The following is an 18,410-nucleotide window of genomic DNA, read 5'->3' on the forward strand; positions in this document are numbered from 1 at the left end:
TTTCTCTTTAAACCCCACCTCACGGGCGGGCCCCCGCCGGGCCGGCGGGGGGGCCCCCCCCGGGGGGTGCGGGGGGGGGGGCCCGGGGGGGGGCCGGGCGGGGCCCCCCCCGCGGTCGATCAGCCGCCGTTGCCCTGGAGTTGTTCGAAGCGTCCGACGGCGCCTTCGAGCCGCTGGAGCGCCCCGCCGAGGTTGCCGAGGTCGCCGGACTGCTGCGCGGTCCGCACTTGTTCGAGCGCGCTCTGGATGTCGTTGACGGCGCTGCGGAGTTCAGGCGTCGGCTGCTGCCCCGGGGCTTGGGGCTGCCCGCCGGGCTTCTGGTTCGGCGGTTGCTGGGCCTGGCCGTCGCCGGTGGCGTCGCCCGCGCCCGCGCCGAAGACCTGTTCGAGGGCCTTGGGGAGGGTCTCGGCGAAGCCGACGTTGCCGCCGAAGGAGACGAGCACGCGGGCGAGCTGCGGGTAGGAGTCCTGCTCGTTGCGCTGGATGTAGATCGGTTCGACGTAGAGCAGTCCGCCCTTCACGGGCAGGGTCAGCAGGTTGCCGAAGATCGCGTTGACGTTGGGGTTGTTGAACAGGGTCCGGTTCTCGGTGACCTCGGGGGTGGACTCCATCTGGTTCTGCACCTGGTTGGGCCCGGGGGTCTGGGTGTTGGTGGGCAGGCGCAGGACGGTCAGCTTGCCGTAGTCGCGGGGGTCGGAGGACGCGGAGACCCAGGCGGCGAGGTTCTGCCGCCGCAGCGCGGTGAGGGCGCTGGTGAGCTGGAACGTGGGCTGCTGCTGTCCTTCGACCTGGGCGAGCACGTAGTACGGCGGCTGCTGGTTGCCTTCGTCGGCGGCGCCGCCTTGGCCTCCGCTGGTGGGGTCCGGGGGCACTTCCCAGAAGGTCTGCGTGGAGTAGAAGTCGGACGGGTTGTCGACGTGGTACTCGGTGAGCAGGGAGCGCTGCACCTTGAACAGGTCTTCGGGGTAGCGGAAGTGGTCGCGCAGCTGCGGGCTGATCTCGGAGCTGGGCTTGACGACGCCGGGGAACACGCCTTCCCACGCCTTGAGGACGGGGTCGGGCTTGGTGTCGTCGGTTTCGTAGAGCTCGACGTTGCCGTCGTAGGCGTCGACGGTGGCCTTCACCGAGTTCCGGATGTAGTTGATCTGCTGGTTGGGCTGCCGCTGGACGCCGGGGAGGGTGTCGTTGGTGGCTTCGCCGAGTTCGGTGAGCTCGGAGTACGGGTAGTTGTTGAGCGTGGTGTAGCCGTCGACGATCCACTTGATGCGGCCGTCGACGACGGCGGGGTACGGGTCGCCGTCGACCTTGAGCCAGGGCGCGACCTTCTGCACGCGGTCGCGCGGGTTCCGCTCGTAGATGATCTTCGAATTCTCGCCGATGGCCTGGTTGAACAGGATGTTGCGCTCGGTGTAGTGCGCGGCGAACACGAGCCGGTTGAACCAGTTGCCGAGGGGCACGCCGCCCTGGCCGGTGTAGGTGTAGGCGCTGCTGTCGGTGTCGTACTCGCGGGGCGCCTCACCCGGGTCGCCGCCGACGATCGCGTAGGTGGAGGCGAGCTCGCCGAAGTAGGACCGCGGCTGGTCGACGGGGATCTCGCCGCGGCCGTCGTTGGCGACGTCGCTGACGGAGAACACCGGGTAGCCGCCCTGGGTGCGGCCTTCTTCGAGCGTCGAGTCGACGCGGTCCGCGGGCGCGCTGACGAACCCGTTGCCGTGGGTGTAGACCATGTGCTGGTTGATCCACGACTGCTGGTTCGCGGCCAGACCGGCGGTGTTGATCTCGCGGAGGGCGACGAGGTAGTCCTGCAGCTCGCCCTTGGCGTCCCGGTACCGGTCGACGTCGAGCTTGTCGGGGAAGCCGTAGAAGTTGTACTGCTGGGTGAGCTGGGTGAACGTGTCGGACAGGACGCTGGGGTCGAGCAGCCGGATGTTCGGGATGGTGCCCGCGTCGTCGGCGACCTGTTCGGGCCGGAGGTTGGTGACGCCCGGGTAGTCGTGCACCTCGACCTTGTCCTCGCCGATGTCGAAGGCCTGCCTGGTGGCGGCGATGTTGCGGCGGATGGATTCGGCTTCGCGCTGGTTGGCGTTGGGGCGCACGGAGAACTGCTCCAGCAGCGCCGGTCCGACCGCGCCGACGAGCACGCTGGAGAGCACCAGCAGCACGGTGGCGAGCGCGGGGATCCGCAGGTCGCGCAGGAACACGGCGGCGAAGAACGCGAGGGCGCAGAACACCGCGATGCACAGCAGGATCAGCTTCGCAGGCATGACCGCGTTCAGGTCGGTGTAGGTGGCACCGGTGAACAGCGAGTTCCGCTGGGACAGCAGCAGGTCGTACCGGTCGAAGAAGTAGTCGACCGCCTTGAGCAGCACGAACAGCCCGGCGAGCACGGCCAGCTGCACGCGGGTGGGCGCGGACAGCTGCCCGGCGCGACCGGCGAGCCGCACGCCGCCGAAGATGTAGTGCGTGACGAGCGCGCCGATGAAGGCGACGGTGATCGCGACGAACGCCCAGGACAGCAGCCAGCGGTAGAACGGCAGCTGGAAGGTGTAGAAGCTGATGTCGTGGCCGAACTCCGGGTCGGTCTGCCCGAACGGCACGCTGTGCAGGAACAGCTGGAGGGTCTGCCAGTCGGCCTGCGCGGCGAGGCCGCCGAGCACGGCGACCGCGGCGGGGATGCCGAGCGCGAACGCGGCGGGCCGGGCGCTGATCAGGGTGCGGTACCGGGCGAGCGGGTCGTCGGGTCCGCTGATCGGCACGAACACCGGCCGGGTGCGGTAGGCGATCCACAGGTTCAGCAGCAGCACGGCGCCGAGGAACAGCGCGGCTCCGACGCCGAGGCCGATCCGGGTGAGCAGCTGGGTGGTGAAGACCCCCCGGTAGCCGACTTCCCCGTACCAGAGCCAGTCGACGTAGGCGCCGACCAAGCTGGACCAGATGATCAGGCCGGCGAGCACGACCACGCCGATGATCAGCAGGATCCGGCTCCGCCGGGACAGTTTCGGCATTACAGGCCGCATGGCCACAGCGCACACTCCAGGCGACGATCGACGGGCCGGGGACGACTCCCCTCGCGATGTTCAACTCTACGATGCCGCCGAGGGTTCCCCCGATCGCACTCGAATTCCGGCGAATCCGACATCGCTTCTCCTGGTCATGGCGGGTCCGCCCGGTCGTGGCGGGTCCGGGCGGCGGGGTGCGCCGGTCGGGCGCGGGACGGCCGGGTGCGGGGTGCGACGATGTGCGGCATGTCAGCCGCTCATGGTGAGGACCTCGCCGCCGCCCTTCCCGGCGCGGCCCGCGAGGTCGAGGAGTTCGTGGCCGCAGCGGGCTGGGACCAGCCCACCCAGATCTTCGCGCTGGTGCCGACCGGGCAGTTGCTGGCCGCCCAGCCGTCGCTGGCCGCCGAGCTGGACGCCGAGTCGGCGCTGACCCCGATCGCGCAGGAGTCGCTGCCCGCGGAGGACCTGGCGGAGGCGCTGGCCCGCATCGAGTGGCCCGACCAGGTCGTCGGGTGCGCGCTGGTGCAGGAGATCGTGGTGCTGCCGCCGGAGGCGGAGGCCGGGCTGCCCACCGACGACGACGAGGAGGCCCGCCGCGCGGCGGCGGAGCACCCGGACCGGCAGGAGGCGCGGCTGGTGGCCGCGGTGCTGCGGGTCGGGAACGAGACCTGCGTGCTGCGGCTGCGGGAAAGCGGCGGCGACGGCGAGCTGGTGCAGGACCCGTCGCTGGCGCCGAACCTGCTGCGCGCGCTGCACGAGACCTTCGCGACGGCTTAGCCGGCCCGCGGCGGCGGACCGGCGGCCCGACCGGATCAGCAGCTGGGCGGGGCGCCGCCGTCGCGCAGGGTGTCGAGCGCCTGCGTCGCCTCGTCGAGGGTGCCGACGCGCACCAGCTGCAGCCCGTCCGGCGCCTGCGACTTCGCTTCAGAGCAGTTCCCGGCGGGCACCAGGAACGTGGTGGCCCCGGCCTCCCGCGCCATGGTCATCTTGAACGGGATGCCGCCGATCGGGCCGACGTTGCCGACCGCGTCGATCTCCCCGGTGCCCGCGACGAACTTGCCGCCGTTGAGCTCGCCGGGCGTCAGCTTGTCCACGATCGCCAGCGAGAACATCAGCCCGGCCGAGGGTCCGCCGACGTCGGCGAGGCTGATCTTGATGTCGAACGGCACGTCCGGGCGCCCCACCGCGCCCACGCCGAGGAAGCCCTGCGGACGGCCGTCGGAGCTCGTGCCCAGCACGACCGGCACCGTGCGCTCCGGTTCGTCGCCGTGGCGGAACGTCAGCCGGACCTGCTCGCCGGGCTTGCCGGCGGCGACCGCGGCCTGCAGCGCGGGCGGATCGGTGATCGGCTTGCCGTCGACCGCGATCAGCTGGTCGCCGGGTTCGAGCACCGCGTCGGCGGGGCTGCCGGTGACGACCGTGCCCGCCAGCACCTTCGTCGGGTAGCCCAGGTGGTGCAGCGCCGCGGTCTCCGCGTCGGTCTGCGAGTCGTTGAACGCCTGGGTGTTCTCCTGCTCGATCTCCTGCTCGGTCTTCTCCGGCGGGTAGTACACCTCGCGCGGCGCGAGCGCGTACCGGCCGCTGACCCACAGCCCGAGCGCCCCCAGCATCGACAGGTGGTCGGTCACCGACACCGTGGTCATGTTCAGGTGCCCGGCGGTCGGGTAGGTCCGCTGGCCGTCGATCCGGATGACCGGCGTGCCCGCCTCTTCGCCCAGCGTGTTGTAGGTCGGTCCCGGACCGAGCGCCACGAACGGCACCGGGGCGAACGCCCCGAGCAGCCCGAAAGCGGCCACCAGGATGACGCTGGTCAATAACGTCCAGGTTCGACGGCTCACGAGGCGACAGGGTACGTGGCCGCCTCCGGCGCGATCTCCGGGCGGGTGATCGCGGAACCGAGCCGCACGCTGCGACATCGGCCCCCGCGGGTCGCCGAGCGACTTATCCGGTTCGACGCGATCCGCGTACGGTGGAGGCATGAATGACATGCCGTTCGGGTTCAGCCCGCAGGATCCCGACGACGACCGCGACAAGGGGGAGTCGTCGGAAGGGCGCTCCGGTGGCGCCGGTGACTCCGGTCAGAACCCCGGTCCGGGGTTCGGCTTCGGCGGCGGCGCGCTGCCGGGTGGCGGCATGGGCGGCATGCCCGGCGGGATGAACTTCGACATGGGGCAGCTGGGACAGATGTTCTCCCAGCTGGGGCAGGTGCTGAGCCATTCGGGCAGCGGCGGTTCCGGGCCGGTCAACTACGACCTCGCCAAGCAGCTCGCGGTGCAGCAGCTGCACTCGAACGAGCGCACCGAGCGGCCCAGCCAGCAGGAGGTGAAGGGCGCGCAGGACGCGGTCCACCTCGCGGAGCTGTGGCTCGACCCGACGACGGCGCTGCCCGCGGGCGCGCGCACCACGAAGGTCTGGTCGTCGGTGGACTGGGTGGAGCAGACCCTGCCGACCTGGCAGCGGTTGTGCGACCCGGTGGCGCAGCGGATGTCCACCGCCTGGATGGAGGCGCTGCCCGCGGAGGCCAAGCAGGCCGCCGGGCCGCTGCTGTCCATGCTCGGCCAGATGGGCGGGCTGGGCTTCGGCTCGCAGCTCGGCAAGAGCCTCGCGCAGCTCGGCGCCGAAGTGCTGACCTCCTCCGACGTGGGCCTGCCGCTGGCGCCGGAGGGCACCGCGGCGTTGCTGCCCGCGAACGTGGCCCGGTTCGCCGAGGGCGTGGACCGGCCGCTGGACGAGGTGACCCTGTTCCTCGCGGCGCGGGAGGCGGCGCACCACCGCCTGTTCAGCCACGTGCCGTGGCTGCGGCAGCGGCTGCTGGCGACCGTGGAGGAGTTCGCACGCGGCATCCAGGTCGACACCTCCTCGCTGGAAGACCTGGCGAGCAAGATCGACCCGACGGACCCGAGTTCGATGCAGGAGCTGATGGGCTCCAACCTGCTCGAACCGAAGACCACGCCGGAGCAGGCAGCCGCGCTGACCAGGCTGGAGACGCTGCTCGCCCTGGTCGAGGGCTGGGTCGACGTGGTGGTCTCGGACGCGCTCGGCGAACGGCTGCCGGGGGCGGACGCGCTGAGCGAGACCATCCGCAGGCGCCGCGCCGGCGGTGGCCCCGCCGAGCAGACGTTCGCGACGCTGATCGGCCTGGAGCTGCGGCCGCGCCGGCTGCGGGACGCCGCGAACCTGTGGCGGCTGATGACCGAGCGGCACGGCCTGGACAGCCGGGACCGGGTGTGGGACCACCCGGACCTGCTGCCGGACGCCGCCGACCTGGACGAGCCGCTGGACTTCGCGGACCGCTGGGGCGGTTCCTCGGACCTGGACGACCCGATCGCGGCGATCAAGCGCGCCGAGGAGGCGGAGCAGGCCGCGGCTTCCGGCGAGCAGGGCTCCGCATCCGGCGAGCAGGACTCGAAGAGGTCCGACGACGAGGACGAGTCCGGCCCCGACTCGAAGTGATCCGACGCGACGGCGCCCCGGAGGTGTGCTCCTCCGGGCCCCCGTTCGCGTTTCAGGGGCCGCGCTCAGCCCTCCGGGTCACCGTCCATGGTGAGGCCGAGGTTGGCGGCCGCGGAGATGCCTTCGAGGTAGCCGACGGCCCGTTCGGTCTTCGGGTACCGGTTGACCCACTTCCAGAAGTCGTCGCCGTGCCCGGGGACCAGCAGGTGCGCGAGCTCGTGCACCAGCACGTAGTCCAGCACCCAGCTCGGCACGTCCCGCAACCGCTCGCTGATCCGGATGTGCTTGGTGCTGGGGGTGCAGGAGGCCCAGCGGGTGCGCATCGGCGGCACCCAGCGGATCGAGCGGGGTTCGGCGCGGCCGTCGAGGTACTGCTCGGACAGTTCCCGGCTGCGTTCGGCGAGGGCCGCGTCGGAGTCGCGCGCCGGGGAGCGGCGGCGCGTCTCGCTGCGCTGCAGGCGGCTGAGCATCTCCGCCACCCACTTCTTCTCCTCGGCCCTGCTCATCCGGGCCGGAAGCAGCACGACGACCTTGTCGCCGTCCCGGTACGCGCTGACCGTCTGTCGCCGCCGTTTGCTGCGACGCACCTCGACCTGCGGTTCTGCCACGAGATCTGACCTTAGCGAGTGGCACCGACGTCCGGACATCGCAGTGCGGTTTTCCACACGCCTACTGCGCGTGATCACCTAACGAATTACTCCATTCCCCCTAACATGCGATCAGCTCAATGCAGTGATATCGATACGGCCACCTGTACGGTTCCTCCAGCGCGGTCCGGCCGGGCACGCGCCGTAGCGATCACAACACCAAGGAGGACGCCGTGGCCGACACCTACAACGGCTACTGCGTGAAATGCCGGGAGAAGCGCGACTTCAACGGCGAGATCACGGAGACCAACGGCCGACGGATGGCCAAGGGCACCTGCCCCGTGTGCGGGACCCGCATGACCCGGATCCTCGGCAAGGCCTGAGGACCGGTGGTGGAACCCGTGCGGCCCGGCTCGACCGGAGGCCCGCCGCACGTGGAACCGCGTCCCGCCCGCGTCGTGACCGGCGCGTTCCGGGACGGGCCACGACCCACGCGGGGTTCGGGCACCCCACAACCGGTCGGTGAACCACTACGATGTGCTCCGGCCCCGGAATCCGATCCCCTTTCGGAGCCGGGGCGGTTCTCCTGCGCGCGGCAAAGGAGCCCTCGTGACCGACATTCCCCGCCGGGCGGCGCACCGCACCGCCAAACTGGCCAGCCTTCCGCTGGGCGTCGCGGGGCGGATGGCCGCCGGGTGGGGCAAGCGCCTCAGCGGCCAGTCCGCCGACGAGATCAACGCGGAACTCTCGGCGCGCACGGCCGAGCAGCTGTTCGCGGTGCTGGGACAGCTCAAGGGCGGCGCGATGAAGTTCGGCCAAGCGCTGAGCGTGTTCGAGGCCGCGGTGCCCGACGAGATGGCCGAGCCCTACCGCGAGGCGCTGACGAAGCTCCAGTCCGCCGCTCCCCCGATGTCCGGGACCAGCGTGCGGCGGGTGCTGGAGCAACAACTGGGGCGGACCTGGCGGGACCGCTTCGCTGAATTCGACGACGTCCCGGCCGCCGCGGCCAGCATCGGGCAGGTCCACCGCGCGGTGTGGCACGACGGCCGGGACGTCGCCGTCAAGATCCAGTACCCGGGCGCGGGCGAGGCGCTGCGCTCGGACCTGCGCCAGCTGAGCCGGTTCTCCCGGCTGTTCCAGTCGCTGGCTCCCGGCGCGGAGATCAAACCGCTGCTGGCGGAGCTGCAGGACCGGATGGTCGAGGAGCTCGACTACCGCACCGAGGCCGACAACCAGCGCGCATTCGCCGCGGCCTTCGACGGGGACGAGAAGGTGCTGATCCCGAAGGTGGTGGCCAGCGCTCCGCAGGTGATGGTCTCCGAGTGGATCACCGGCACCCCGTTCTCCGAGGTCATCGCCGACGGCGAGCGGGAGCAGCGGGACCGGGCCGGGCGGTTGCTGGCCGAGTTCCACTTCTCCTCCCCCGAGCGGTCCGGGCTGCTGCACGCCGATCCGCACCCGGGGAACTTCCTGCTCGCACCGGACGGCCGGCTCATCGTGCTGGACTTCGGCGCGGTGGCGCGGCTGCCCGAGGGGCTGCCCGCGGAGATGGGCCGGATGCTGCGGCTCGCGGTGGAGGGACGTGCCGAGGAGCTGCTGGAGCTGCTGCGCGCCGACCGCTTCGTGCAGACCGGCAGCGAGCTGCGCGCCGAGGACGTGCTCGCCTACCTGGGACCGTTCGTGGACCCGGTGCGGGAGGAGCGGTTCCACTTCACCCGGTCCTGGATGCAGCAGCAGGCCGAGCGGGTCGGCGACCTGCGCAGCCCGGACTTCCGCACCGGGCGGGCGTTGAACCTGCCCCCGGACTACCTGCTGATCCACCGGGTGACGCTCGGCGCCACGGGCATCCTGTGCCAGCTGGACGCCGAGTTCGCGGCCCGCGCGATCATCGACCGCTGGCAACCCGGCTTCGCCGATCCCGAACCCGCCGCCGACTGAGGCCCGTCGAGGCTTCGAGGTCGGAGCGGTGCCCCGTCAGCACCGGAACCGCCACCGGGTCTCCTCGCGCCACGAACCCGTCCGCGGGTCAGCGCAACGTGCCGACGTGGATGGTCTGGGCGAGCAGGTAGTGCACGTCGTCCCGGTTCCCCGCGTAGTGCGGGCCGTCCGGGTCTAGCAGTGCGTCGACCGCGTCGAGGTCGGCCTGCGCAGCCCGCCCCTCCGCTCCCCGGCGCAGCCACTCCAGCCTGCGCAGCACCGCGGTCATCGCGGCCCCGGACACGGGGGCGGGGCGGTCCACGAGCTGGGTCCAGGTGAGCACGTCGTCCAGGCCCGCATCGGCCATGGCCTGCGCCCACCCCACCTTCAGCCGCGTCGAACCGGGCATCTGCTCGCGCATCTCCCGGAACCACTCGGCGCGGGCGGCCGCCAGCCGCGCCTCCAGGCCGGGCTCTCCGACGCCGACGTCCCAGGGCAGCACGCGCGGCTCCAGGCCGGATTCGACGAGGGCGAGCCGCCCGCCGGGGCGCACCAGCTTGACCAGCCGCCGCAGGCCGGCGAGCTGGTCCGGCAGGTGGTGCACGACGAACGAGGCGAACACCAGGTCGGCTTGGCCGACCGCGGACAGGTCGCCGCGGGCGACGTCGGCCTGCACGGACAGCACCCGCACGTCGGGGCCCGCGGTGGCGGCGGTGTTGCGCGCCGCCTCCGCCAGCAGCTCCGGCGCGGAGTCCACCAGGATCACCGTGCCCCCGGTGTCCCACATGGCGTCCGCGAACGCGGTCGCGGCGCCACCCGCCCCGGAACCGACGTCGATCACCGTGCGGTCCTGCGGCCGGAGCAGGTCGCGCACCAGATCGGCGGTCTCCGGCCCGGCCAGCTCGTCGCCCTCGCGCAGCCGCGCGATCTTGGCGTCCCAGTCGATTCCGTCGTGCGAGTGAGCCACGAACGTGCACTCTACGGCTCGGTGATCGCCCCCTCCGCGTGGTCCGCTCGCTGCTGCGCGTAGTGCGCCAACCGGCGCCACCAGCGCCCGGCCGTGGCCTGGCGGGCCAGCCGGTGCCGGTGCGCCTCGACCAGCAGGTCGTGATGTCGCATCCGCGCCATGTCTTCGGGCATGAGCATTCGGGTGGTGTCCTTCGCGTTCGGTTCGACCAGGTCGTTCACGTGGTTGCGGGTGCGGGCGGGGAAGGTCATGCCGCGTTCTCCTCGGATCGGGGGCCGCGAACGGCCGGTTCGGCAGGGGCCGGGTTCTTGCGGGGGCGGCCGCGGGAGCGCTTGCGGGCGACGACCGCGCCGCGTTCGAAGATCTCGCCTCCCCAGACTCCCCACGGTTCGCCGCGGGACAGCGCGCCTTCCAGGCAATGCTGCTTCAGCGGGCAGTGCCCGCACAGGGTCTTGGCCCGTTCCAGGTCACCGGGGCTCTCGGCGAACCACAGATCCGGGTCCTGCCGGCAGGGCACCCCCTCGCCCTGGTCGGTGACCTCGTCCAGCAGCGCGCCGACCGCGCCGCCACCTCCGGCGTCGTCAGCTCTTCGCTCGGGTGCTACCCGGACGCTGGTGGTCAACATCTCTCCTCCTGACCGTTCAGGGCAGTGCACGTGCCCGGACCGACGGTGGGGAACTCCCCAGGAACACATTCGAATGGCGCTGCTTCGCGAAGTGCGGACGCGAAAAAGGCCGCGAACCCGGTTGCGGGGTGCGCGGCCTCTGAAGAAGAGCCTGGAGCGCGTCCTAGATCAGCGGATCAAGGATCGAGCTCCGCGCGAACCGGCGCGGTGCGGCCATCGACCGGACGGCCGCCGTCCGTCGGACGCGGCGTGGCGATGGCGCGGTCGAAACCGGGCAGGGTCGTGGAACGACCGCGGAACAGCGCGATACCCCCGGACATGAGGAGGCCAGGGGTACCGAGCGTCTGAATGCCGGTCATCGCTGCCACCTCCCCTCCGGATCGCGCCGGGTTCCGAACACCTCGGCTTGTGCTGTGCAGACTATGAGGCGCGGGAAGCGCGCCGCAACCGATTTTCCGAGATTCCGCCGATGGAGGAGAAACTCCTGCTCAGCGGCTAGTTTCGGCCGTGCTCGCGCTGGACGAGCGAGAGCACGTCGTCGCCGAACTTGCGGACCTTGCTCGCGCCGATCCCGGAGATCGCCACCAGCGCCGCCTCGTCAGACGGGCGCTGCTCGGCGATGGCGGTGAGCGTGGCGTCGGTGAACACCACGTAGGCGGGGACCTTCAGCTGCCGAGCCCGGTCGCTGCGCCAGGCGCGCAACCGGTCCAGCAGGCCCTCGTCCACGTCCGACGGGCAGGTCGAGCAGCGGCCCAGCTTGATGTCCATCGTGCTCACCAGCACCGACTCGCAGGTGCGGCAGCGCGGCGTGGCCTGCTTGCGCGGCGGGCCCGGCTCGGGGGTCCTGGTCTTCGCCGGCATCGCCGCCGGGTGCCGGTCCGGGATGACGCCGTAGAGGAACCTGCTGCGGCGGCGGTAGCGGCGCCCGTCGGCGGCCCTGGCCAGCGCCCAGGACAGGTGCAGGTGCTCGCGGGCGCGGGTGACGCCGACGTAGAGCAGCCTGCGCTCCTCCTCGACGCCCGCCTCGTCCTCGGCGTGCTGGATCGGCAGGGTGCCCTCGGCGAGCCCGACGAGGAACACCGCGTCCCACTCCAGGCCCTTCGCCGAGTGCAGCGAGGCCAGCGTGACGCCCTCCACCGTCGGCGGGTGCTGCGATTCGGCGCGCTGCTCCAGCTCGGCGACGTAGCGGGCCAGGTCGGCCTCCGGGGCGACGGCCGCGAGCTCCTCGGCGAGCTCGACCAGCGCGATCAGCGACTCCCAGCGCTCCCGGGCCGACCCGCCCACCGGAGGCTCGTCGGTGAGCCCGACATCGCCCAGCACCGCCCGCACCGAACCGGGCAGGTCCGCGCCCGGCTCGTCGCCGCGGCCCGCGGCGCCGCGCAGCGCCACCACGGCCTGGCGCACCTCGGTGCGGTTGAAGAAGCGTTCGCCGCCGCGCACCTGGTACGGGATCTCCGCGTCGGACAACGCCTTCTCGTACACCTCGGACTGGGCGTTCACCCGGAACAGGACCGCGATCTCGGACAGCGGCACGCCCCGCCCGGCCAGCGCGGCGATCTTGCGGGCGATGGCCTCCGCCTCGGCCGGTTCGTGGTCGTACTCGGCGAAGTCCGGTTCGGGACCGTCCGGGCGCTGCCCGATGAGCTTGAGCCGGGTGCCCGCCGGGCGGTCGCGGGCGGCGCCGATGACCTTGTTGGCCAGCGCCACGACCTGCGGGGTCGAGCGGTAGTCGCGCTCCAGCCGGACCACGGTCGCGTCCGGGAAGCGCTTCGGGAAGCCGACCAGCCACTTCGGGGCGGCCCCGGCGAACGAGTAGATCGTCTGGTTCGCGTCGCCGACCACGGTCAGGTCGTCCCGGTTCCCGAGCCACGCGTCGAGCACCCGCTGCTGCAGCGGGTTGACGTCCTGGTACTCGTCCACGACGAAGGAGCGGTAGCGGCCGCGGAACTCCTCGGCGACCTCCGGGTGCTCCTCCAGGATGGCGACCGTGTGCAGCAGCAGGTCGTCGAAGTCCAGCATCCGCGCGTCGTTCTTGAGCTGCTCGTAGGTGGCGAACACCTTCGCCAGCTGCTGCGGCACGACCGGCACGTCGCGGCCCGCGCGAGCGGCGGCGGTGGCGTACTGGTCGGGCGAGACCAGGCAGGACTTGGACCACTCGATCTCACCGGCGAGGTCGCGCACCGACTCCTTCTCGGTGGACAGGCCCACCCGGTTCGCTGCCTGCACGACCAGCCGGAACTTGTTGTCCACCAGCGGCCACACCTGGGTGTCGTGCACCCGGGGCCAGAAGTAGCGCAACTGCCGGAACGCGGCGGCGTGGAAGGTCTGCGCCTGCACCCCGGCGGCGCCGAGGGCGCGCAACCGGGTGCGCATCTCGCCCGCGGCGCGGGCGGTGAACGTCACGGCCAGCACCTGCTGCGGGACGACCAGGCCGAGCTGCACCAGGTGCGCGATGCGGTGCGTGATGGTGCGGGTCTTGCCGGTACCGGCGCCGGCGAGCACGCAGACCGGGCCGCGTGGCGCGGTGACCGCCGCCCGCTGCTCCGGATCGAGCCCTTCCAGCAGTCGCGGTTGATCGGCCATGCCGGGCATCCTCGCAGAACCGCCCCGCCCGGCGGCGGCAACCCCACCGCGCGTCGACGCGCGCGGCCCGCTCGGAACCTCTCCGATGGAGCGGAGGCCGCGGCACGGTCCAGCGCGTCACGCCGACCGCGTCGTGGATCCGGGCCCCGGCGGGCGAGGACCGGTCCGAGCCGCGGCGCGGCACGCACGGCACCCGGTACCGGCGGCCCGGCCCCGTGCTCGCCGTCGGGCACGGGCGGGGAACCGCCGGACCGCAGGCAGGGACCTAGGCCCAGAACGCCCAGCCCTTCAGCATCCGGTGCGCGATGGACACGCTCGGCGGCAGCCGCAGGCCGGGGATGATGCCGTCCTCGGTGCGCATCGCGGCCTGCACGTCGGCCCGGGACACCCAGCGGGCCTCCTCGATCTCGCCGTCCGCGGGGCGCAGCGGCACCGCCGGGTCGGCGATCGCGGCGAAGCCCAGCATCAGCGAGCGGGGGAACGGCCACGGCTGGCTGCCGAGGTAGCGCACCTCGGTGGCCAGCACGCCGACCTCCTCCTGGACCTCGCGCCGCACGCAGGCCTCCAGGGACTCGCCGACCTCGACGAACCCGGCCAGCACCGAGAACCGCTCCGGCGGCCACACCGGCTGCCGCGCCAGCAGCACCTGGTCGGCGCCGTCGTGGACGAGGCAGATCACGGCCGGGTCGGTGCGCGGGTACTCCTCGCGGTCGCAACCGGAGCAGCGCCGCGCCCAACCCACCTTCACCCGGTTCGTGGCCGCGCCGCACACCGCGCAGTAGCGGGAGTGGTCGTGCCAGTTCAGCAGCCCGACGGCCGTGGTGAGCAGGCCCGCGTCGGTGTCGTCGAGCTGGGCGCCCGCGACCCGCAGGTCCTGCCAGCCCTCCTGCGCCCCGTCGCGCTCGGTGCGCAGCGCCCAGTAGGTGGTGTTGTCCTGCGCGCCGAGCAGCACCGCGCGCGGCGTGGGCTGCTCGCCGAACACCGCGGCGTCCTCGTAGACGAGCCGCCCGTCCGGTGCGATCTGGGCGCGTCCCTTGCCGTCGACCAGCAGCACCCTGCCCGCGGTCCACTGCTCGGCGGCCGGGCCGTCCCGCAGCAGCTCGGTGCGGTCCACCGTGGAGCGGGACAGCAGCGGCGCCGAGTCCAGCCGGAAGCCCGGGCCGTCGGAGACGGCGGCCGCGCACGTCTCGGTCACGGCAGCACCACCCCGCCCAGCGCCCGCAGCTGGTCGCCGATCTTCGCCGCGTCCCCGACCACCACGCCGGTGAACGAGGTCGGCGCGTACAGCTGCGCCGCCTCCGCGACCTGCTCCGCGGTGACCTCGCGCAGCCGGTCCGGGTGCGCGCTCAGCCAGCGGTGGTCCAACCCGCACGCGGCCAGCGTCGACAGCATCGACGCCAGGCCCGACTGGGAGGACGTCGAGGTCAGCAGGCCGCCGATGGCGTACTGCCGGGCCGATTCGACCTCGGCCGCCGTCGGCGGGACCAGCGCGAGGCGGCCGAACTCGTAGCGCATCTCCAGCAGCGCGGCCGCGGTGACCTCGCTGGCGGTGTCGGCGTCCACCAGGATCGTGCCGTTGCCGCGGGTGAACTCGAACGACGAGTGCGCACCGTAGGTGTAGCCCTTGTCCTCGCGGATGTTCTCCACCAGCCGCGAGGAGAAGTAGCCGCCGAAGCTGAGGTTCGCGATCTGCAGCGCCGGGTAGCGCTCGTCGGTGCGGTGCAGGCCCTGCGCGGACATCCGCAGCTGCGACTGCACCGCGCCGTCCCGGTGCACCAGCCGCACGTCGCCGCCCTGCAGCCGCGGCAGCGCGGGGAGCTCGGCGGCGGTGCCCGCCGCGTCCCACGGCGCGAGGATCCGCGTCACCTCGTCCACCACGGTGTCCGGGTCGATGTCGCCGACCAGCACCAGGGTGGCGCCGCGGGGCAGCACCGCGCGGGCGTGCAGCTCGCGCACGTCCTCCGGGCCGACCTGGCCGACGTCGGCGGCCTGCGGCACCTCGCGGACGAACGGGTGGTCGCCGTAGCGGTGCCGCTGCAGCTCCTCGCGGGCGATGACGCGCGGCTGCGAGCGGGCCACCGCGAGCCGCTCCACCAGGCGGTCCCGCTCCCCCGCGACCTCGTCGGCCGCGTAGGCGGCGCCGGTGAGCGCGTCGCCCAGCACCTCCAGCAGCGTGCCCAGCCCGCTGGACAGGGCGCTGCCGACGAAGCTGAGCCGCTCCGGGTCGACCACGGCGTGCAGTTCGCCGCCGACGGCCGCCAGGTCGGTGTCCACCTGGACCCGGTCCCGGGCGGCGGTGCCGGTCAGCACCGTCTCGGCCAGCACCTCGGCGCGCGCCGGGTGCATCGGGTCCTCGCCCGCGAACGGGATGCGCAGCCTGGCCTCGACCATCGGCACCACGCCGTGCCGGGCGGCGATCAGCCGCAGCCCGTTCGGCAGCTCGGTGTCGACCACGTCGGGGGTGCGCAGCGCGCGCGGCTCGCCCAGCGGCGGCAGCGGACGCGGGCCTGCCTCGGTGCGGCCGATCTCCTCGGCGCTGCGGTGGGTGGCCTGGGTCATGCCGCACCTCCTGCGGAGTTCGAGTCGGGCTGCACGCGCAGGGTGGCGCGCGCGTCCGGGGTGAGGGCCTTCGCGGCGGCGGCGACCTCGTCGGCACCGACCTCGGCGATGCGCCGCGGCAGCTCCGAGATCAGCTCGGCGCGGCCGTGGATCAGCTCGGCGCTGCCCAGGTCGAGGGTGCGGGAGATGACCCTGTCGTGTTCGCGGTGCAGCGAAGCGGCCCAGCGGGACGTCACCCGGGACAGCTCCTCCGCCGTCGGACCGCTCGCGGCGATCGACTCCAGCTCGGCGTCCACCGCGGCCACGACCCGCTCCGCGTCCACCTCGGGCGTGTGGATCGCGGTGAGGGTGAAGGTGTCCGGATCGCGGGCGTCCAGCGGCGCGCCCATCAGGCCGCAGCCCGCGTGCACGTCCACCACCAGCGGCTCCCGGTACACCATGCGCTGCTGCAAGCGGGACGCGTCGCCGTCGGTGAGCACCGCGGCCAGCACGATGTTCGCCAGGTACTGGTCCAGCTCCCCGACCGGGTCCGGCAGCCGGTGGCCCAGCGCGATCGCGGGCAGCGGCGCGTGCGGATCGGTGTGCACGCCGGTGAGCTGCTCGGTCGGGAACGGTTCGGCGAACGACGGGCGCGACCGCACCTCGCGGGCCGGGACGTCGCCGAAGTGCCGGTGCACCAGCTCCGTCGCGTGGTCCACGTCGAAGTCACCGGCGATGGTGAGCACCGCGTTCGCCGGCGCGTAGAAGGTGTCGAAGAACGCGGCGCAGTCGTCGACCGTCGCCTGCTCCAGGTCCGTGAAGTCGCCGTAGCCGTTGTGTGCGTTGGCGAAGGTGGAGTACAGCACCGGCGGCAGCAGGATCCACGGGAACCCGCCGTAGGGGCGGTTGAGGACGTTGAGCCGGATCTCCTCCTTCACCACGTCGACCTGGTTGCGCAGGTTCTCCTCGGTGAGCTTCGGCGCCCGCATCCGGTCGGCTTCCAGGAACAGCGCCCGCTCCAGGGCCGCCGACGGCAGCACCTGGAAGTAGTCGGTGTAGTCCTGGTGCGTCGAACCGTTGAACGTGCCGCCGGAGCCTTGCACGTGGCGGAAGTGCGCCAGTTTCTCCAGGCTCTCGCTGCCCTGGAACATGAGGTGCTCGAACAGGTGCGCGAAGCCGGTGCGGCCTTCCGGTTCGGAGCGGAAGCCCACGTCATAGTGCACGCTGACGCCCACGACGGGGGCTTGACCGGAGGCGCCCTGCGCCGAGTCCGGCGCGAGCACCACGCGTAGCCCGTTCGGCAGGGTGACGCGATGCAGTGGGGGTTCGACCATGCCTCGCAGCCTACGTGCGCTGGGTGACGCGCCGCGTACCCCCTTCGCTGCGCTGCGTGCCCGGCCCCGCTCCGCGGGACGCGCGCCGGGAGGCGCACCCGGCACCACCGACGCCGCAGGCCACGGGACCGCCGTACCCGGGCGCCCACCGCCGCGGCCGCACCCGTCGACGAGCGCGGACGACCACGCGCGGTGAGCACCGCGGGCCCGACGCTCAGCCGCGGACCTGGGCGACCAGGGCGTCCACTTCGCCGCCGATGGCGCGCGCGTCCGCCGGGAGGAGCGCCAGCACCTGCTCGCCCGAACTGCCGCGTTCCACCCGGTTCAGGTAGCGCCCGTCCGGTTCGAGGTTGTCGAACCAGGACACGACCTTCGACCGGTGCTTGCGGCCGTTGCGGTCCCGGAAGTTCGCGGCGAGCTGGCCGATGCGGTGGTGCGGGGCCCCGCCGATGGCCTCGTACAGCCGCACCTGCCGGTCACCCGTGCTGCCGCGTTCCTCGGCGACCGAGCGCAGCATGCTCGACCGGTCGAAGTCCTCCTGCTGCGGCGGCACCAGCGAGGTCGCCGGCACCCGCACCGGGCCCTGACCGCCGGGCCGCGCCGGGGGCAGCGTGCCCAGCAGCACCTGCGGCAGCGGCACGTTCTGGTGCACCTCGACGGTGAGCAGCCCGCCCCGGTTCGGGTCCTCGCTCGGGGCCTGCACCCCGACCACCACCCGGTTCCCCTCGGTGAACGCGGCCAGCGCCCGCCAGCAGTGGTCCGCGCCGACCTGCGGGAACCAGATCGAATCGACCCACAGGAACGGGGTCGCGAGCACCTTCAGCGCCGCCGCGAGCGGCGGTGCGATCTCGTCGGCCACCGCCACGCCGCTCGCGTGCATCCGTTCCAGTTCGGGTTTCGCGATGCGGGTGAATTGCTCGGCGGTGTACCCGGCCGACCTGCTGGTCAACGGCAGCGTCAACCGTTCGATCCCCAGGTACTTGAGCGCCACGTCCAGGTGCACCGGAGGCAACTGCCACGAGCCCAAAGCGGTCACTGCGTTCTCTCCCCTGTGAAGTGCAGATACCAAGCCGCCGACCCCTGGCGGTGGCCGATCGGCCCCCCGCGGCCGGTCGGCGTCGAATCACTCGCCCAGGACCGGCGGTGCGGTCTTGGGCATGTCGTTCATCCAGATGTCGTCGTGCTCCTCCAGCCACGACGGGCGCTCGTGCTCGGCGTCCTCGCCGCTCTGGCCGCGCTGACCGGCGCCACCCATGCCGCCGCCCATGCCACCGCGACCGGCACCCGCACCGCCCGCGCCACCTCCCGCGCCCGCACCCGCCCCGGCACCAGTTCCGCCGACACCCGCGCGGCCACCCGCGCCGACGCCACTCGTGCCCGCCCCGCGACCGGCACCGCCCCCCGCAC

Annotated in this window: 16 protein-coding genes and 1 pseudogene; 4 read left to right on the forward strand and 13 right to left on the reverse strand. The window is 72.7% G+C overall.

What is annotated here, in order from left to right; all coding sequences use genetic code 11:
• Positions 1-119: 119 nt before the first annotated feature.
• The gene (locus LCD33_RS25075; RefSeq protein WP_224955969.1) at positions 120-3,005 is read right to left on the reverse strand and encodes a UPF0182 family protein; all 2,886 of its coding nucleotides are present in this window, start codon (positions 3,003-3,005) and stop codon (positions 120-122) included.
• 240 nt (positions 3,006-3,245) lie between these two features.
• Between LCD33_RS25075 and LCD33_RS25080 the strand changes: the two genes are divergently transcribed.
• On the forward strand, positions 3,246-3,776 hold the full coding sequence (locus tag LCD33_RS25080; protein ID WP_224966113.1) for a PPA1309 family protein: 531 nt from the start codon (positions 3,246-3,248) through the stop codon (positions 3,774-3,776).
• A 35-nt stretch (positions 3,777-3,811) separates the two neighbouring features.
• Here LCD33_RS25080 and LCD33_RS25085 read toward each other — a convergent pair whose 3' ends face one another.
• On the reverse strand, positions 3,812-4,837 hold the full coding sequence (locus LCD33_RS25085) for a PDZ domain-containing protein (RefSeq protein ID WP_224955971.1): 1,026 nt from the start codon (positions 4,835-4,837) through the stop codon (positions 3,812-3,814).
• Between the two features lie 139 nt (positions 4,838-4,976).
• Here LCD33_RS25085 and LCD33_RS25090 point away from each other — a divergent pair, with 139 nt between their 5' ends.
• Positions 4,977-6,452 (forward strand): zinc-dependent metalloprotease, encoded by a 1,476-nt coding sequence (locus tag LCD33_RS25090; protein ID WP_224955972.1) that lies wholly within the window; start codon positions 4,977-4,979, stop codon positions 6,450-6,452.
• A 65-nt stretch (positions 6,453-6,517) separates the two neighbouring features.
• On the opposite strand, the gene LCD33_RS25095 is transcribed toward LCD33_RS25090, so the two are convergent.
• The gene (locus LCD33_RS25095) at positions 6,518-7,060 is read right to left on the reverse strand and encodes a M48 family metallopeptidase (protein WP_224955973.1); all 543 of its coding nucleotides are present in this window, start codon (positions 7,058-7,060) and stop codon (positions 6,518-6,520) included.
• A gap of 212 nt (positions 7,061-7,272) precedes the next feature.
• Between LCD33_RS25095 and LCD33_RS25100 the strand changes: the two genes are divergently transcribed.
• On the forward strand, positions 7,273-7,422 hold the full coding sequence (locus LCD33_RS25100; protein ID WP_224955974.1) for a DUF5679 domain-containing protein: 150 nt from the start codon (positions 7,273-7,275) through the stop codon (positions 7,420-7,422).
• A 226-nt stretch (positions 7,423-7,648) separates the two neighbouring features.
• The gene (locus tag LCD33_RS25105; RefSeq protein WP_224955975.1) at positions 7,649-8,977 is read left to right on the forward strand and encodes an AarF/ABC1/UbiB kinase family protein; all 1,329 of its coding nucleotides are present in this window, start codon (positions 7,649-7,651) and stop codon (positions 8,975-8,977) included.
• 88 nt (positions 8,978-9,065) lie between these two features.
• On the opposite strand, the gene LCD33_RS25110 is transcribed toward LCD33_RS25105, so the two are convergent.
• From LCD33_RS25110 to LCD33_RS25155, 10 genes and pseudogenes are all read right to left on the reverse strand, one after another.
• On the reverse strand, positions 9,066-9,923 hold the full coding sequence (locus LCD33_RS25110; RefSeq protein WP_224955976.1) for a trans-aconitate 2-methyltransferase: 858 nt from the start codon (positions 9,921-9,923) through the stop codon (positions 9,066-9,068).
• A gap of 11 nt (positions 9,924-9,934) precedes the next feature.
• Entirely contained in the window at positions 9,935-10,174 is a 240-nt protein-coding gene (locus LCD33_RS25115) for a hypothetical protein (protein WP_224955977.1), read from the reverse strand.
• Positions 10,171-10,548 carry a WhiB family transcriptional regulator gene (locus LCD33_RS25120; RefSeq protein WP_224955978.1) on the reverse strand — a complete coding sequence of 126 codons (378 nt, stop codon included), beginning with the start codon at positions 10,546-10,548 and terminating at the stop codon, positions 10,171-10,173. The genes LCD33_RS25115 and LCD33_RS25120 overlap by 4 nt, the downstream gene beginning before the upstream one ends.
• Positions 10,549-10,724: 176 nt before the next feature.
• On the reverse strand, positions 10,725-10,907 hold the full coding sequence (locus tag LCD33_RS25125; protein ID WP_224955979.1) for a hypothetical protein: 183 nt from the start codon (positions 10,905-10,907) through the stop codon (positions 10,725-10,727).
• A gap of 136 nt (positions 10,908-11,043) precedes the next feature.
• A complete protein-coding gene (locus tag LCD33_RS25130) occupies positions 11,044-13,131 on the reverse strand; it encodes an ATP-dependent DNA helicase UvrD2 (protein ID WP_224955980.1) in 2,088 nt (695 codons plus the stop codon).
• Between the two features lie 265 nt (positions 13,132-13,396).
• Positions 13,397-14,326 (reverse strand): NAD(+) diphosphatase, encoded by a 930-nt coding sequence (nudC, locus tag LCD33_RS25135; RefSeq protein ID WP_224966108.1) that lies wholly within the window; start codon positions 14,324-14,326, stop codon positions 13,397-13,399.
• The gene (locus LCD33_RS25140; protein ID WP_224955982.1) at positions 14,323-15,690 is read right to left on the reverse strand and encodes a pitrilysin family protein; all 1,368 of its coding nucleotides are present in this window, start codon (positions 15,688-15,690) and stop codon (positions 14,323-14,325) included. The genes nudC and LCD33_RS25140 overlap by 4 nt, the downstream gene beginning before the upstream one ends.
• Positions 15,687-17,003 (reverse strand): pitrilysin family protein, encoded by a 1,317-nt coding sequence (locus tag LCD33_RS25145; protein ID WP_224955983.1) that lies wholly within the window; start codon positions 17,001-17,003, stop codon positions 15,687-15,689. Before LCD33_RS25145 ends, LCD33_RS25140 begins: the two co-directional genes overlap by 4 nt.
• Before the next feature lie 214 nt (positions 17,004-17,217).
• A complete protein-coding gene (locus tag LCD33_RS25150) occupies positions 17,218-18,039 on the reverse strand; it encodes an ESX secretion-associated protein EspG (protein ID WP_224978351.1) in 822 nt (273 codons plus the stop codon).
• A gap of 87 nt (positions 18,040-18,126) precedes the next feature.
• Positions 18,127-18,410: pseudogene (locus LCD33_RS25155) on the reverse strand (hypothetical protein); the annotation flags it as partial.

The sequence above is a fragment of the Saccharopolyspora sp. 7B genome (genome assembly GCF_020177435.1).
GTDB classification, from domain to species: Bacteria; Actinomycetota; Actinomycetes; order Mycobacteriales; family Pseudonocardiaceae; genus Saccharopolyspora_C; species Saccharopolyspora_C gregorii.

Bases quoted from the DNA above. Each gene is read 5' to 3' on its own strand.
- LCD33_RS25075 (WP_224955969.1), bottom strand. From the start codon at position 3,005: ATGCCGAAACTGTCCCGGCGGAGCCGGATCCTGCTGATCATCGGCGTG.
- LCD33_RS25080 (WP_224966113.1), top strand. From the start codon at position 3,246: ATGTCAGCCGCTCATGGTGAGGACCTCGCCGCCGCCCTTCCCGGCGCG.
- LCD33_RS25090 (WP_224955972.1), top strand. From the start codon at position 4,977: ATGAATGACATGCCGTTCGGGTTCAGCCCGCAGGATCCCGACGACGAC.
- LCD33_RS25115 (WP_224955977.1), bottom strand. From the start codon at position 10,174: ATGACCTTCCCCGCCCGCACCCGCAACCACGTGAACGACCTGGTCGAA.
- LCD33_RS25120 (WP_224955978.1), bottom strand. From the start codon at position 10,548: ATGTTGACCACCAGCGTCCGGGTAGCACCCGAGCGAAGAGCTGACGAC.
- LCD33_RS25125 (WP_224955979.1), bottom strand. From the start codon at position 10,907: ATGACCGGCATTCAGACGCTCGGTACCCCTGGCCTCCTCATGTCCGGG.
- LCD33_RS25130 (WP_224955980.1), bottom strand. From the start codon at position 13,131: ATGGCCGATCAACCGCGACTGCTGGAAGGGCTCGATCCGGAGCAGCGG.
- LCD33_RS25140 (WP_224955982.1), bottom strand. From the start codon at position 15,690: ATGACCCAGGCCACCCACCGCAGCGCCGAGGAGATCGGCCGCACCGAG.
- LCD33_RS25145 (WP_224955983.1), bottom strand. From the start codon at position 17,003: ATGGTCGAACCCCCACTGCATCGCGTCACCCTGCCGAACGGGCTACGC.